Annotated in this window: 12 protein-coding genes and 2 pseudogenes; 2 read left to right on the top strand and 12 right to left on the bottom strand. The window is 60.1% G+C overall.

The annotated features are described in order from the left end of the window. Positions 1-171 precede the first annotated feature (171 nt). The 5 genes and pseudogenes from AB4Z25_RS12455 to AB4Z25_RS12435 form a co-directional block, all read right to left on the bottom strand. A pseudogene (locus tag AB4Z25_RS12455) lies at positions 172-411 on the bottom strand (DNA polymerase Y family protein); the annotation flags it as partial. Positions 412-413: 2 nt separating this feature from the next. Further along, positions 414-645, bottom strand: a pseudogene (locus tag AB4Z25_RS12450) (YhjD/YihY/BrkB family envelope integrity protein); the annotation flags it as partial. A 44-nt stretch (positions 646-689) separates the two neighbouring features. Beyond that, a complete protein-coding gene (locus AB4Z25_RS12445; protein WP_112540181.1) occupies positions 690-4,589 on the bottom strand; it encodes a CHAT domain-containing protein in 3,900 nt (1,299 codons plus the stop codon). Next, on the bottom strand, positions 4,586-5,377 hold the full coding sequence (locus AB4Z25_RS12440; RefSeq protein WP_162698817.1) for a hypothetical protein: 792 nt from the start codon (positions 5,375-5,377) through the stop codon (positions 4,586-4,588). The genes AB4Z25_RS12445 and AB4Z25_RS12440 overlap by 4 nt, the downstream gene beginning before the upstream one ends. Positions 5,378-5,471: 94 nt before the next feature. Beyond that, positions 5,472-6,770 carry a CHASE2 domain-containing protein gene (locus AB4Z25_RS12435; protein WP_112540177.1) on the bottom strand — a complete coding sequence of 433 codons (1,299 nt, stop codon included), beginning with the start codon at positions 6,768-6,770 and terminating at the stop codon, positions 5,472-5,474. A gap of 227 nt (positions 6,771-6,997) precedes the next feature. On the opposite strand from AB4Z25_RS12435, the gene AB4Z25_RS12430 reads away from it, so the two are divergent. Together AB4Z25_RS12430 and AB4Z25_RS12425 are read left to right on the top strand one after the other, a co-directional pair. Beyond that, positions 6,998-7,570 (top strand): DUF805 domain-containing protein, encoded by a 573-nt coding sequence (locus tag AB4Z25_RS12430; RefSeq protein WP_112389438.1) that lies wholly within the window; start codon positions 6,998-7,000, stop codon positions 7,568-7,570. Further along, positions 7,567-7,737, top strand: coding sequence for a hypothetical protein (locus tag AB4Z25_RS12425; RefSeq protein WP_162698816.1), 171 nt, complete (start codon positions 7,567-7,569; stop codon positions 7,735-7,737). The genes AB4Z25_RS12430 and AB4Z25_RS12425 overlap by 4 nt, the downstream gene beginning before the upstream one ends. A 669-nt stretch (positions 7,738-8,406) precedes the next feature. On the opposite strand, the gene AB4Z25_RS12420 is transcribed toward AB4Z25_RS12425, so the two are convergent. The 7 genes from AB4Z25_RS12420 to AB4Z25_RS12390 are packed head-to-tail and all read right to left on the bottom strand — an operon-like array spanning position 8,407 to position 15,787. Continuing rightward, a complete protein-coding gene (locus AB4Z25_RS12420; RefSeq protein WP_112516698.1) occupies positions 8,407-9,192 on the bottom strand; it encodes an SDR family oxidoreductase in 786 nt (261 codons plus the stop codon). 45 nt (positions 9,193-9,237) lie between these two features. Next, positions 9,238-10,011, bottom strand: a complete 774-nt coding sequence (locus AB4Z25_RS12415) for a glucose 1-dehydrogenase (protein WP_112540175.1) — start codon at positions 10,009-10,011, stop codon at positions 9,238-9,240. Between the two features lie 10 nt (positions 10,012-10,021). Further along, positions 10,022-11,356 carry a dihydroorotase gene (locus tag AB4Z25_RS12410; RefSeq protein WP_112540173.1) on the bottom strand — a complete coding sequence of 445 codons (1,335 nt, stop codon included), beginning with the start codon at positions 11,354-11,356 and terminating at the stop codon, positions 10,022-10,024. A 16-nt stretch (positions 11,357-11,372) separates the two neighbouring features. Next, a complete protein-coding gene (locus AB4Z25_RS12405; RefSeq protein WP_112540171.1) occupies positions 11,373-13,064 on the bottom strand; it encodes a thiamine pyrophosphate-requiring protein in 1,692 nt (563 codons plus the stop codon). Beyond that, positions 13,057-13,965 carry an allantoinase PuuE gene (locus AB4Z25_RS12400; RefSeq protein ID WP_112389547.1) on the bottom strand — a complete coding sequence of 303 codons (909 nt, stop codon included), beginning with the start codon at positions 13,963-13,965 and terminating at the stop codon, positions 13,057-13,059. Before AB4Z25_RS12400 ends, AB4Z25_RS12405 begins: the two co-directional genes overlap by 8 nt. Beyond that, positions 13,965-15,002, bottom strand: a complete 1,038-nt coding sequence (locus tag AB4Z25_RS12395; RefSeq protein WP_112540169.1) for an NAD-dependent epimerase/dehydratase family protein — start codon at positions 15,000-15,002, stop codon at positions 13,965-13,967. The genes AB4Z25_RS12400 and AB4Z25_RS12395 overlap by 1 nt, the downstream gene beginning before the upstream one ends. Positions 15,003-15,034: 32 nt before the next feature. Beyond that, positions 15,035-15,787: an SDR family NAD(P)-dependent oxidoreductase gene (locus tag AB4Z25_RS12390; RefSeq protein WP_442208110.1), complete on the bottom strand. Its 753-nt coding sequence runs from the start codon at positions 15,785-15,787 to the stop codon at positions 15,035-15,037. Position 15,788 lies beyond the last annotated feature (1 nt).

The following is a 15,788-nucleotide window of genomic DNA, read 5'->3' as shown; positions in this document are numbered from 1 at the left end:
GATTTCCAGTCAACGCATTCATCGTCTCTGCACCCGTAGCCACTGACTTGACCGTGGTGGCGTCACACACATTTTTCTGCTCGGTATGGAAAATCAACTCGCTGCACACTTGGAGCCAAGGAAATGCGCGTTCATCACCGGTTCGGCGGACGGTCTTGGCCTTGCCGCGGTGCGCCGGACGCCAAGCCCCCGGCGCTGGAGTTCGCCGACGAGCTGCTTCACCAAGCGACCAAGAGATTTATTGATGGTCTAGGCGGCACCGATTGGCTCCGCGACCGCGCGGGAGACCTCTATCCATTCTGGGGTTGGAACCGGGTCGATCGGTTCGGACATGCGACCGAAAATCTGACCGAGCCGCCGGCCGATCTCCGGACCAAACCGGAGAGCCCGCGGTGCGCGGGCCGTGTTCGCACTCAGTCGGAAGCTTCGCCCAACGTGTCGGCGACATACGCGCCTCGAGTCCTCATGGACCGAGGCGAACCGGTCGTCGTGTCCCTCGATGTTTGGTGCTCAAGCTCGGTAGGTGGCGTCGAAATTTGCGAAATGCTTGAGATAGAACGAGAAGCCGAGTGACGTGACAAACCAGCCCACCGTCACCAGACCTGCGCCCCACGTCAGCCACCAAAGCTTGACGTCTTTGCAAGAAAGACGGCTGATTGAAGGAGTTTGAGCACGAACTCTACGCCGCCTCAATCCGCGCCGACCACCTCAAATGGTCCCCAGAACAGCGGATGGGCATACCTGCCCTCGTCGCTCGACCGCAATTCGCGCATCGCATCTCCCAGTGCCGACGAGTAGGTCTTATACTTCCCGCTACCCCTGTTTTCAAACATTCTCGTCGTCAAGGCCGCGGTCGCCGCCGAGTCCACAGCCCAGTGTGACACCACCAGGTTTCGGGCACCCGCGAAGAAAAACGCCTTGGCTAGTCCCGAAAGCCCTTCCGCTCCGGCCTGTTCGGGCGCGGCGGTGTTACATGCCGAGAGGAGGACGACCTCGGCATTGAGGTTCAACGCAGCTATATCGCTGGCAGAAAGATATCCGTCATCGGTCGGCGTCGCCACCGCCGGTGGCGTCATGATCAGCCCAGGTTCCTGAACCCCAGTTATCTCTCCGGCGAGCAGGCCATGGGTCGCGAAGGCGAGTGTCTGGAACCTGGTCAGGTCCTCGCCCTTCAATGACGTCTCCGTCGCCATCTGTCCAAGCAACAACGAGCCGTCAGGTGCATTTAGGCTCTTTTGTAGGGCCCTTAGCTCGTCGGCCGTTTCCGGCAACCTTGGAAGCGCCCGGATATCCTGCACATTCGCGCCACCCCGGAGGGCGACCAGCTTCGAGGCAGCCAGACCGCCGCGCTCGGTATCAGGACTGCCATCCAGAACAGGGTCACCGATCCCAAGCAGAGGCTCCCCGCCCGGTTTCGCGCCGGCTCCGGCTCGCAGTGTCATCAGTGATGCGACCGATGGCACGCGCGTCATGGTGTACTTGTCCGATAGCCACTTCGCGCCACCGAAATCATCCCGCGCCATCTCTTCAGTCAGCAGCACCGCGAAAGGAATGCTCTCAAGAGAGCCGTCCGGCACCAAAATCAGGTGTCTCGGCGACATGGTCCACTTGGCTTCGATCGGTTCGAAGAGTTGGCGGTATAACTGATATGCCGCCTCCCCGCGAAAGGCAGGAACCCGTCCTCCGCGAAGTTCAAGTCCTCGCCTGAGCTCGTGCACCAAGTCGTTTACATCGTCCGAAGACATCTCCGTCTTGATGACAGCGGTCCTTGCCTTGCTCGCAGCCACCACCAGAAAGTTGTCGCCCGTGTCGAGAAATGCGATCAGAGCCTCGTCATCCAACAATGCGGCGGTCGCCTGCTCAACCGACACGGCGACCGTGCCTGATATCTCGACGTATTTGGGAAACTGCTTGGCCAGCTCCAAATCAATGTCGTCAACCTGGACGGCCAACGCTTTGCGATCCGCGACTTGATCAACCGGCGTCGCAAGCCACTTCTGACGCAACTCTTCGCGCTGCTTGGCAAGAGTTGCCAGCTGCGGAGACACCGCAGAAAGCCTCGCGCCAAGACGGGCAATGGTCGCACCCGTCCCACTCGGCTTCATCATCTGGACGATCTCGAAGACCGCTTCCACGTCGTCAGGAGAGAGCTCGCGCCCGTCGACGAGAACGGAAAGCGCTTCGTTCAGAGCCGGGCGAGCAACCCGAACGATGACCTCTCTGGTTTCGTTGCGTGAGAAGCTCTGCAGACCGAGGACGAATTTGACGTACGAAACCAGCGATCGGGCGTCCGCTCGAGCTGACAGATCATCGTGGAGCTGGGTGCCCGCGATCATCCGCCCGTGATAGCACCCGATCACGCGTTCCCAATCGAGGCTCGATTGCGCGCCCTCGCCTACGCCTCCTCGGGTGTATGCGAGATGTTCCGGGATGTGCTTTCCAAAGGCGGCACTGGCAAGAAGCGGGCGATCCATGAGAAGCCATCTCCAGCCGTCGAGATATGTCTGCTCCTCATAGGTATCCGCCAGCCAAAGACTGAATATCGTTTGCGGAGGGCTTGCGGACTGATAACGCTCGATAGCCGGAAGAGCCCATGATTTCGCCATGTCGACCTTTCCAGCCTCGAAGAGCGCGGTAGAGATGAAAGCTGCGTCGAAGTCGTCAGACACCTGGTCGGCAAAGCGAGTGTCGTTCGGCGTTTGCTGGATATAGGTGTCGTGGTCCTTTGGCGTCTTGAGAAACGCCTGCTCGCGCTTCGAAAGCTTACGCTCCTGAAACTGAGCCACCTCACCAGGCGAGAACGCGGCTTTCGCCAAAGGCCGGAGGGCTGCGTATTCGGGGGCCGCGAGAAGTTTCAGAATTCGCCAATTCGGAATAGCGAAAAACGGCTTGACCTGTCCTAGCTCCAACCTTTTCGAGGCACTCTGCAACTCGGCACGTAACTGATCAGGCGAGATCGCCGCATCATCGGCGCAAAACGACGCGCGCACGATCGCCGGTAGCTCCGTTGGTTGTTGGGCGCAAATCGCCTCAGCGACCTTCGGTCCGATGATTGCCAACTTCGAAACAGGACCGGGACCCTCCTCCTCGTCGCCTTGGAGCAACGCTGCCGCACCCAGCCGTCTCAACGCGTCCATGAACGCATCCGGTTGGTCACGGATGATGGCCGCGTAGAAGGCATATTCAGCCGATGATGGAGCATCCACGTCGGTAAGGCGCTCATACGCTGAGAGGAAGCTATCCGGAGAGCCGTAATAGGCCTCGAAGGCAGACATCAGCCCGAGGCTGTCGGCAAGGAACTTCTTCCCGATAGGTGTCTCGCGGACGTCGACGGGCAGCAGGTCGATACCCATCTCGACCAACTGCCGCCCCTGCCCGATGATACCTTGCATTCGCATCCATCCGGCCCACTGAACGGACGCAGCACAAAATGGAGGGATGACTGGCTGGCTACGATCGAAGCCAGGCAGGTCAAAACCACTGTATCCGGTGTAGTTCCCTGGAATCAGCCGGCAGAAGTAAGCGGCATTCTCACGGTCTCCAGAATCGTAGATTTCCTGCCATTGCGATAGCAAGGTGAACAGGTTGTTCCTCCCTTCCGCGATGAACGGCATAAGAGTGTGATCGACGAAGAATTTCGTTGCAACGTAGTCGTAGGGCCCCATCTCATAGGCGGCCTTGTCGTCGCTCCAGCTGACGGATTGGCCGGCGTCGGGATCATCGTAGATGAAAAACGGCCGCGGCTTCATCCGGCCGATGAATAGACTGCGATCGCTCTCGCTTGTCGCTATCGAAAACAAGGAAGCGATCTCCTCATAGGCCGCATCGCGTTTGCCTGCCTCAGCAAGGCCGGCAGCCTTGCTGCGAGATGCTTCGAGCTTCGCGATGAGCGGATTGCCTTCCGTCTCGGCAATTCGTAGCCGCTTGAGTGGACCATCCAGGCTCGCGTGCCCACTTCCGGTCGGAACGTTGTAGACGTTTCGCGCGATCTTAATCTCTGCTTCGGCTACCTTTCGTTTCGCCTCAGGACCTTCTACGGCGTCAAACAATGTCGGGAAAAACTGAAGTTGGTAGGCATTGTCGTTGTATCTCTTCCAGTGAATGGCAAGTCCATTTCGCAAGTTGGACTCGGCGCTCCTCTTGTCGCCCAAGGCAAGATACGCCATACCTGCAAACCGATAGGCGCGTGCCCGTTGGATGATATAGCCGTCATGCTCTGCCTGATAGGGCTTCAGCATGTCTGCGCCTGACACCAGTGCGGCGGTCGCTCTCCTGAGTTTGTCGGTTTTGGCTTTACCCTGCAGGAAATTGGCCTGCTTGTAAGCCACCTCGCCGATGTCGCAGAGCAATACGCCAACCTGTCGGCTGGTTTTGCCGAACTGAACCTCGCTTGCCTCGATCAGCCGGCGAAGCACCACGACAGCGTTATCCAGCTGGTCGGATGTCACGTAGTCGGTCTGGATGATTTGCTTGATCGCGGAATGCTCCGGCCCTGTGATCATGCCTTCCATCGCCGAGGTCGCCGTGGCAGCGACGAAATAGAGCAAAGTGCTGAATGCCGTCGCGACAAACAAACGGAAGACTTTCATGGCCAGTCTCCGTATTCGATCGCGCTGGTCAGTGCAGTCTTGATGCGGGGCTCGAGTGCAAGACCCTTGATCTGCTGGACGCCTTCGAATGCCCAGTCACCGCCGCTCTTCGAGATTGCCGCGACGATTTGGGATGCCCGGTCGTAGTCATCCAAGGGCTTTGCACCTTTCGCGTCCTCGAAAGCTGCGATCCCGTAGATTTTGTAGGAAACCACCTTGGACGCATCGGCCACTTCCAGGCGAAATGTCTTGCCAGTCTCGATGAGGATACGAACACTGCCAGTGCGAGCGCCATCGGCTACGATGCCGTCGACCTGCTTGCCGTCAGAAGCAATTGCCTTCAGCCGGAAGGGTGGCTTGCCGTCCACCCAGCGCACCTCAAGCGTCCTGCCTCCCGCGACAAGCAAGGGCTTCGCCACATTGTCCAGGGCGGGAACGCGAAGGCCGTAGGACTCCCTGCTGCGCATCGGCTTCGACTTGCGTTCGGGGTCCCACCAGCCCAAGACTTCCGCCAGTTGCTGATATCTGCTCGAAACGTCACCTGTCAGTCCGGAGGACGGGACAGAATACGTCGAAACGCGACTGATCGAACATCCCGGCTCCTCGGACCTCGATGTGTCGGGTGAGAGCAATAGTCCGCAGGCCCCGCCTCGATTCAGTTTGACAAAGCCGGGGTCTGGAACATCGAGGCGATCCCCCTCCTCCAACACACTCCCCAGCTGGAACTCCATCGCTGTGCCCGATCGCGTGCCGATGATGGCGGCCGCGCCGTCGTAGTCGACGATCACGGCCGCCGGCTGTCCAGCCAGAGATGCCGCGGGTGCAAAGAGAATACAGCTCGCTAACATGACGCATGTCGGTTTTCCCCACATCCAGACACGTCTACCCATTGAGAAACGACCTCCAGCTGCGCCCCTCGAGAAACCCGCGGCATATCGATTCAACAGACTCCAGTGCGATCACCAGCACCCAGATTACGATGGCGTACTGGACGACGGACTGGGCTGCGGCAGCGCCGAGATTGATGTTGCAGGCGGTGTACACGACGATCCCCACCAGCAACGCCAGCGGGGCCGAGATGAGGGATTTGAATGTGAAGGTCAGAAATGCGACGAGACCCGCGAGGAACATGCTCGATAGGATGACGGCGACCTTCGTCGGATACTCTGCAGCTGCAATAGCCTTTGTGGAATTGGCGACCGCATTTGCGATAACGCGCATTCCTTCCATTTCCCCGATCGGGGTGTCGTGGAAGTCCCCGTTGGAGGCGTAGCTGTTTCCAATGATGACGAAGCGATCCGCCAACGCACTGGCGGCGATGGGACGCTGCGCAAACTGGTATCCCGACAACTGAATGAGAGCGGGCACATGACCGTCTTCGACCATCATTGCGGACATCGCAGTGTCACTCTTTGGGAATGAAAACTGGATCGCCGAGCTCTTCTCTGCGTCGCTCAACCACCTTGGCACAGCACTCGGCATGTCTTGCCCTTCGCGAGCGCAGCCTACGCCGTCGCGGCTGCCAAGATATCTCTGAGCAGTCTCGACCATCGCCGTGCCACCCAACTTGAATGCATAAGACAGTATCGCCGGAGATAGGAGAGCTTGGCAGGCACCCTTAGGCACTTCCCAAAGGTTCCAGTTTCTAACCTTGGCACCGTCACCCACCTCAAAAAGAACGTTCACCCAAAAGAGCGGTTTTCCGGCTTTGAAATGCATATCAAAGTCGGACGGCGAGGCAGGGAGGCTGTTCCCGTCGGGGTCGAACGAAAGCTCTCTTGGGAAGAGCAAGGGCGGGTCTGATGGTCGCCATCTGTCGAGTAAGTCGTGCAGTACGTCGGCGTCCTTGCCACCTCCCGCGGATATATCGAGGTCAACAAGGATTGCCCGCGGACTGGATGTCCTCGCCTTCTCTATCAAGCCGGCGATGATCGCCTTGGTGATTGGAAAAGGACGTTGCCACGCCGCGAAGCTTTGGTCATCGATGCGCACCAGCGTCACCGGCACGCTGGGCAACGAAAGGAAGCCGAGGCCCTGGGAAACAGCGTGAATCTTGTCGAGAGTTGGGTTGTCCGTGATGGATTCCACCCATTCCTTCAACCAGAATGGTGCAACAGCCGCAATCAGCCCAAAAGCTAGCAATGTCACAATAACAAGCCTGTAACGGCTACGTAACTTCATCGCCCCACACGCCAGACACGAGATTTCCCCGGGCGGATCAGATCACGGAGGCCGATATTGCGCAATCATGTCCATGTAACCAATTCGGATAATGAAAATATGTTCGCTACGTATCCTGCGACTTACTGGTCGATTTGACAGAACTGAATTGGACGAAAGCGGGACATTGACTTGAGTGCGAGGCCAAAACTAGAAATTTATTCGGGCGTTATTCAAAGGGGGAAACTATGGAAAGCCTTTCGGTCTGGCATATGCTTGTTGTTCTTATTGTATTCGGGTTGCCGCTATTCTTCGTGTTCAAGAGCCCACCGTCAGGCGTAAACCGCTTTGGGCAGGCTCCTTCTTCAATGGGGTTCGGACAGGCGATTTCGACGTTCTTTAAAAAGTACGCGACGTTCGAAGGCCGCGCCAGCCGATCGGAATTCTGGTTTTCATTCTTCTTCCTCGTCATCGTTTCGGCAGTTCTCAGTGCTATCGATCCGACGGATGCTCTGTCTGGCCTCTTTAGTCTCGGCGTCCTTCTTCCAACCATCGCTCTCGCAACCCGTCGTCTGCATGACCTGAATAGAAGCGGCTGGCATCAGCTCCTGTCGTACCTGTTTCCGGTCGGAACCATCGCGCTGATTATCTGGTACTGCACGGCCGGCACCGACGAGGTCGCGCCCGCCACTACGAAGGCCGCGGGCGGCACCATGTCTTCGAACGCCGTCGAGGTGCTCGAGCGACTCGCGAAGCTGAAGGATAGCGGCGCAATCAGTGGCGACGAATACGATGCCGAGAAGAGGAAAATCCTGGGATGACGGCCGTGCTGCAAAGCGGTCAGAACTTCGCCGTGAGCGTAGCCCGAAATGTGCGCCCAGGCGAAGGGTTCCAAGGCATCGACATAGAATTTGTCTATGAGGATTTCCGCCTGGAAGTCGAGGCTGACATTGTCGTTTATCTTATAGGTCGCGCCACCACCGTCTAGGCACTTCCGATTGCGCGCTGACCACTGCTTGGGTTCATCCAGACACCCGGGCTGTTGGCGTAGGTCCGGCTGTAGTAGGGCTTGGAGTGACGTCCTCCAACAAATAGGAAACACCGTAGCTGAGGTTCACGTCGCCATAGTCAGCGTCGAACGTCATCGCATTCGAGACGTCTCCGCCGAACGTGTGCCCGCGACTTCCCCGCTCCGCTGGACTTTCGCTGGTCCGATTTCGAGGACGGCATCCATATCCCACCTGAGATCGCCGGTTGACGCTCGGTAGCGAGCTATCGACGGCCTAGCCATCGTAGCCAAATATTGCAGGCTCTCGACTGCATTGTCTGTTACAACGTTGATACCGGCAACCCAAGCTGCTCGGAATAAATCGGCGTCGATTTGTTCGCGGTTCATTGCTTTTTCTACGGCCGGATCGTGCGATCGAATCGCAGCCAAGGTCGGGATGCCGCTGATGCTCCCAGGGTGCGTGGGAAGAACCGCGCCGCTCACCGGCGCGGCAACCCTTTGTGGCGTCATTCAGGTGGGTGAAATGCTCAGCCCGTCGCCAAGCTCTTGGAAGGCCCAGATCTCGTCGGCGCAAATGCGTTTACGCGCGAGCCCGGCGACATGCTCGGGACGTCCGGAATTATGGTCAAGTCAATCAGCATGATCTCCTCAAACGCTGGCAATCAAGCCGCCATCGATGCGAATGACCGACCCTGTGAGGTAGGAAGCGCGAACGCTCGAGACGAAAGCGACGACATCGGCATATTCCTGCGGATCGCCATAGCGGCCGACTGGGATCGACGCGGTGCTCGCCGCCGATACCTCTTCGACTGCCTTGCCTTCTCGCTTCGCCTTCTGCTCGTCGAGGAAGCTGATACGCTGTGTGGCAACGCGTCCCGGCAGGACCACATTGACAGTCACGCCATCGCGGCCGACCTCGCCGGCCAGGGTCTTCGACCAGCCGAGAAGCGACATGCGTAGCGCGTTCGATAGGCCAAGATTGGGAATCGGCGCGACCACGCCCGATGATGTCGAGGTGATGATGCGGCCCCACTTCTTTTGCCGCATACCCGGAAGTACCGCGTCGCTGATGGCGATGACCGACAGGACCATGCTGTCGAAATACTTGCGCCAGCTATCGGCGCTCTGGCCTGAAACGACTGTCGGCGGCGGGCCGCCGGTGATGTTCACAAGCACGTCCACCGAGCCGAACTGCTTGTCGATAGCCGCGAGATTGGGCGGCAGCACGCCGAGATCGCCAACGTCCCATTGAAGCGCCATGGCCGAACCGCCAGCCGCGACGATGTCCGCGACCGTCTTGTCGGCGGCCTCCTTGTTGATATCGGCGACAGCGATCTGCGCACCCTCCGCTGCCAGCGTCCGGGCAATCGCTCCGCCAAGTCCTCCGCCAGCGCCCAATACCAGGGCAGTCTTGCCTTTCAATCCGAGATCCATGGTCTCTTTCCTTTCCGTTATTTCGAATTTTGCGCGGCGCTGTGATCAGCCCGCCATCCAGCCGCCGTCGACCATCAGGTTGACGCCGGTCATGTAGCTCGCCATGTCGCTTGCGAGGAAAAGTGCGGCACTCGCGACGTCGCTCGGCTCGCCGAGCCGCGGCCAGGGCGTGCGGCGGCGCGAGTATTCGAGTGCGTCAGGAGCGTTGGCGACACCCGGTTTGCCGGTGACGATCTTGCCAGGAGCGATCGCATTGCAGACGATTCCCGCTTCAGCGTGGTCGACGGCAATTTGCCGCGTCATCTGCACGATCGCACCCTTGCTGACGCTATAGGGAAAATCACCCGGGCAGGCGACCATGCCATGCTGCGACGAAATGTTGATGATCCGGCCGCGCGTGTCACCGACCAGCTCCTGCGCAAGAAACTGCTGAGCGGCCCGCTTGCAACAGTAGAAGTACCCGGTGACGTTGACGGCAATCACCCGATCCCATTGTTGCGGCGACGTCTCGAGGAGATTGGTCGACGTATAGATTGCGGCATTGTTGACCATGATGTCGAGCCGGCCGAACTCGGCTACAGCGTGGGAGATCAGCGCATCGACATCGGCCCAGCTGGAGATGTCAGTCTTGACAAAAACGCTCTTTCCGCCTGCGGCCACGATGCGCGAGAGGGTGGTTTCGCCCCCCTCGATCGGAGCGTCGGAAACATCGGCGATCACGACAGTCGCGCCCTCCTCGGCATAGCGAAGCGCGATCGCACGGCCGAGACCGGAGCTTGCGCCTGTCACGATGGCAATTTTCTTGTCGAGCAACGGCATGGACGTTCCTTTATGGAGCTCTGCGGACGACGAGGCCGCGTCCGGGACAAATGAGGGTTCCGTTGCTGACGATGCGCTCGCCGCGCAAAAAGACGTCGGTTAACAGGCCAACAGTCTGCTTGCCATGGAAAGGCGTGTAGGCGGCTCGGGAGACCTGTTCGGCATCGGTAATGGCAGTCGAGCGTCTCATGTCGACAATCAGGATATCGGCATCCCAGCCGACCGCGATCGCCCCCTTGGAGCGTCCGAGGCCGAAGCGCTGCGCAGGATTGCAGGCACAAATCCGCACCAGGTCGGCAAGTCCCAGGACCTTGTCCGCAACAAGGCTGAGTATCACCGAAAGCAACGTCTGAAGGCCCGGCATGCCGCCGGGAATGTCGGCAAACGAACCATAGGGGGCAGACTTTTCGGCCGGGCTGTGCGGTGCGTGGTCGGTCGCCATGATGGTGATCAGGCCCTCCGACACCGCATGCCGCAAGGCGGCGACGTCACCACGGCCCCGGAATGGAGGGGACCCCTTCAGCCGGGCACCGCCGGTCTTGTAGTCTTCCGAGGTGAAGAACAGGTTTTGCGGCGTTGTTTCGACGCTGACGTCAGCCATCCCCTGAAGGCGGCGCCAGGTTTCGACGCCGAGTTTCGAGTTGATCTGGCGGACATGCACGCGCGCACCCGTTTCGGCCGCAGCCAGGACAGCGCGGGCGATACCGCTTGCTTCGGCGAGTGGCGTCCGGCTTGCCAGAAACGTTGAAATGTTGCCGCTGGTGTCATGAAGCCCGCTTTCATCGAGGATCGACTGGTCACCCGGCGAAACGCCGATCACCGTAGCGGCTTCCGCCAGCCGGCGAAGCATCCGCGTCACCTGATCCAGACTGTCGAACCGGTATTCGACGGGTACGTCTGCGGTGAACAATTCAAGAGATACGGGCGAGAGCGCAAGCAGGTCATCCAGGTTCTTGCAATTCTTCGAAACCACGGCCTGAAACCCGACATCGACATTCAGCCTACCCGCGGCACTCTCCATCTTGTCTGACAGTTGTTTGGCTGTTGCCGTCCAGGGATCGTCAGTCGGCATGTCGAGGATGGTCGTCACACCGCCGAGAGCGGCCGCATGCGTGCCGCTTACAAAGTCTTCCTTTTGCGTCAGTCCAGGTTCTCGCAAATGCGCATGTGCATCCACGAGCCCAGGCAGTAGCAGCTTGCTGCCGGCGTCAATGAAATCGCGCGCCATCGCGGTCTCGCCCGGTGCGAGGATAGCCGCCACGCGCCCATCGCGAATGCCGACATCCGCGGGGCGCTGACCGTCTGCGTTGACGACCGTGCCGCCTAGAATCATGGTATCGAACACGTCCGCCTCCGCTTCTCTACCGCACGCCCGCGAGCCGTGGTTCCTCGTGCGTGACGACCTCGATGAGCGCCGCCTGACCGGCCGTGACCCTCTCAAGAGCACGCAGCAATGCCGGCCGCAGGTTCTGCGGTTCCGTCACGCATTCGCCATAGCCGCCGAGGGCTTCGGCGATCGGCGCATAATTGCCCGTCACCCGGTTCGCGCCATATTTCTGCGTGGCGACAGGCATGCTCTTCGCATAGCCGCCGAGCACGTTATTGCGAAGCACGATGGTCAGAACCGGAAGATTGCAGCGAATAGCCGTTTCGAAGTCTATGCCGACCATGCCAAAGGCGGCCTCTCCCATCAGGTTGACGACCGTCGCCTCCGGACGGGCAAGCTTGGCGCCCATCGCAAAGCCAAGGCCGCTGCCGAGCTGTGTGGTCTTGCCCCAGCCGATATAGCTGCCTGGCGTGCTCGCCACGTAAAACGGGCAGAACTGGTCGCGCGGGTTGCCGGCATCGTGCGTGACGATGGAGGTCTTCGGATTGATCGCCTGCATGATCTCCCAGACGACGCGGTAGGGCGAGATCGGCGTGCTGTCGGATGTCAGCAGCGGCATCCATTTTTCCATGAACGCCGCGCGCACTTCGGCTATCTCCGCGGCCGGCTGCGGCCGTTTTCCACGGATCAAGCGATTGTCGCGGATATAGGCGGTCAACTGCCTGAGAACGGAGGCGGCATCGCCGATCACCCCTTGGGCGATCGCGTAGTCCTTCCCGAGATCAGCTTCACCGAGCGTCACATGGAGGATGGTTTTATCTTCCGGAATGGGCAGGATGTAATAGGAGCGGGTCAGGCTGCTGCCGATGGCGAGCACGACATCCGCCTTTTCCAGGAAATGATCGATCGTCGCTGGCCGTGCCCGTCCGGCAGTCCCAAGCGCAAGAGGATGATCTTCGGGAAAACCACTCTTGCCGTTTGGCGTCGTCATGACGGGAATGTTCAACAGTTCGGCCAACGCGACCAGTTCCTGCGTCGCCGATCCGGCCAGAATTCCCTGACCGGCCAGGATTACCGGGTTGCGCGCGGCTATCAGGGCTTCGGCCAGATCGGCCACCTCAGCGTCACCGGCCTGCGGCACGCTGCTGCGCGGGCGGCGATGGTCGCCAGGCTTGGCATCAAACCTTTCGGCAAGCAGGTCGATCGGCAGTTCCAGCAGCACAGGCGCCGGTGGACCGTTTCTGACGCGCGAGATCGCCGCATGCATCAGTTTCGGCAGATCGGCGACTTGGCTTGCCGCCTCGCACCATTTGGTAATGTGTCGAAAGTTGCGGCGGGATTCGAAGTTCGGGGACACCGCTTCCGAGCCGCGCGGATAACCGGTTGGCAGGAACAGCATCGGTACGCCGTCATTGAAGGCCTGGGCGATGCCGGCAAAGGCACTCTCGGCGCCCGGGCCGTACTGCACGGTGACAACGGCAAGCTCCCTGCCAGCCGTGACCCGGGCGTAGCCCTCGGCAATGTTGACGGCGACGCGTTGGGTACGGGCGATCAGCGGCGGAATATCGAAAGCCGCCGATGCATCGAAAAGCTCGCTTGCCGGAAAACCGATGATTTGCTTGACGCCCTCTTCCTTGAGGACGCCCGCAATATATTCGGCCCCGCTTATCGTTCCCGGTTCCACCTGAATACGCTTGTCCGGCATTGCATGCGCACTATCAGCCATGATGGTCGATCCAGTATTGAGCGATGTCTTCGCGTCGCATGAAGGCAGCGCCTGGCGTCTTCTTGACGTGCTCGATGACATCCCGCAGGCCCGATGCCCTGTTAGGCTGGCCCATCCAGCGGGCGTGCACACCGATCGTCAGCATGCGCCCGCCTGTCTCGTCTGCTTCGCCGATCATGTAATCGATCGCCGAACGGCAATCCTCGGCAAAATCGCGCGGGTTGCTGTAGCCGGGGGCAATCAGGTAGCGACTGTCGTTCAGCGTCTTCGAATAGGGCACGATCAGAAGTCGCGTGCCCTCATGATCGAGGAAGTAGGGAAGATCGTCATTGCAAGGGTCGGAATAATAGAGGAAGCTGCCTTCCTTGACGATCAGATCCCGGGTGTTGACGCTTGGAAAGGAACGGCAGTTCCAGCCCATCGGCCTGCCGCCGGTCAGTTTCTCGTAGAGAGCAATCGCTTCGTGAAGCTGCTCCTCTTCCTCATGGCGCGGCATGCTGGAATACTCGCTCCAACGCAGACCATGGCCGAGCAGATCGTGGCCGCGTGCATTCATCCAAGCGACGACGGCCGGGTTCTTCTCGAGCGCAACGGCGCAGGCCGAAACCGTGACGGGAATATCGTAACGGTCGAACAGGCGTGCCAGCCGCCAGACGCCGGCGCGGCTGCCATATTCAAAATGGGTCTCGGTGCCGAGATCGCGCAACGGCGGACTGTTGGGAATATTGTATTCGCCCCAGTTGTCGTTGCGCCCGTCCTCGAGCCAGGAATATTCGGCGCCTTCCTCGTAGTTCAGCACGAGGTTGATCGCCAGCTTGACGCCACCCGGCCAGGTCACGAACGGCGGCTTCGGACCGTAACCAATAAAATCGCGCGATTGATCTTGTGCAGCGGTGCTCATCATTGTCCTTCGCTCTGATTTTCGTTTTCGACGATCCAGTCCATATAGTCATGGAAGGATTGCTTCCCGCCGCGTGGCTGCCAGCCGGTATCGCGGGTGATGCGGGCGATGTCGTAGGCACCCCACATGCCGTCTTTCAGCGAGATGTCCTGGATGATGTTGCCGGTCTCATCGGAACTCACATCCACCTGCAATCCGGGCACACGCTCCTTCGCCCAACCGACGATGTCGCCGATCGTCGAGGTCTCGCCGCTGCCGATGTTGTAGTGGCGGTAACGCAGGCGCTCCGCAAAGAGCAGCGCGATGATCGCCTCGGCCACATCCGTGGAGGTGACATAGTCGCCGACGGGTTCCAGGCTGTTCGGCCGGATCGTCTCGTCGGCGAGCGCCATATGGGCGACGCGGTTCGGCACATGGCGAAAATTGCGGCTGCCGGTGACCCTGTCCATCGGCCCATAGACCGACGCGAGCCGGACAGAGGCGGCCGACAGGCCGAAGAGATCGGCGTAACGGTTGACCACCATCTCGGCCGCAAACTTGGAGATGCCGTAGAGCGTCAGCGGCGCGACATAGCCGTCCTCGGGTAGCGGTTCGCCCGTCCAGTCCGGCCCGTGATGGCGGTAAACGGAGCCCGAGCTGACAAAGACCAGGCGCTGAATACCGGGCCGTTTTCTCAGCCATTCGAGAATATTGACAGTGCCCATCAAATTGACATCGACGATCCTGGCAGGATCTTCGGCTTCGGGCTGACGCTTTGCCTCCGCGGCACTGCCGCGAGAAATCGGGGTGACGGTCGCGCCATGCACCACATAGCGGATATCGTGGCTGTCGAGGACGGCCTCCCACTGCTGGGGATCACAAATATCGGCCGTGACGACCGTGAGCCGATCGCGGACCGGCGCAAAATAGCGTTCCGCCATGGCATCCAGGCCCGCACGGTCGAGAGTAACGACGCGCGCCTTGGCATCGCGTTCGAGCCATGTCCTTGCGAGGACGCTCATGACGAAGCCGGTTCCGCCGGTAACGAGAAGGGTCATTTCAAATCCATCCAAAAACTTCAGCAAAAATCTCAGCGCGTCGCATAACCACCATCGGCCATGAGATCGGTTCCGGTGATGAACGAAGCATCCGTTGACAGGAGGAAGGCGGCAGCGGCGGCGATTTCGTCGGGCTGGGCGATACGGCCGAGCAGATGCGCCGGTCCGAGCCCGGTATTGGCTGCCGCAAGGTCCGGCCAGCGTTGCAGCAATCTCGGGGTAGCCACAGCACCCGGCGAAAGGCTGTTGACGCGAATGCCATCGGCCGCGTGATCGACCGCCATGGCCTTGGCGAGATGCACCAGACCGGCTTTGGCGGCGCAATAGGCAACGGCTTTGCCGGTCGCCACATGGGCGAATTGCGACGCGATAAAGACCACCGATCCGCCGCCACCGCTGGCAATCATCGCTGGGAGCGCGTGCTGGCTTGCCAGAAAGGCGCCGGTCAGAATGACGTCGATCTCCAGCCGCCATTGCTGTTCGGCGAGATCGATGACCGTGCCGTCCATCGATGGTGCAGCAGCGTTGTGCACGAGGCCATCGAGGCGACCGAAACGCTTTACGCCGCCGTCCACCGCATGCCCGACCGACGCCTTGTCGGTGACGTCGCATGGGACACCAAACGCCTGGGGACCGAGGGATTGCGCCAGTGCAGCCACGTCATCGGACGACCGATCCGCACAGATCACTGAGGCGCCTTCGTCTATGCAGCGGCGCGCGATCGCCGCGCCGATACCGCTCGCGGCACCCGTCAGAAAGATCACCTTGCTTTCAAGGCGTGTCATC

Origin of the sequence: Rhizobium sp. RAF36, assembly GCF_052114105.1 — a bacterium.
Classification (GTDB): Bacteria; Pseudomonadota; Alphaproteobacteria; order Rhizobiales; family Rhizobiaceae; genus Rhizobium.
The sequence above is the reverse complement of the archived record's forward strand: the minus strand, read 5'-3'. Positions and strand labels throughout refer to the sequence as shown.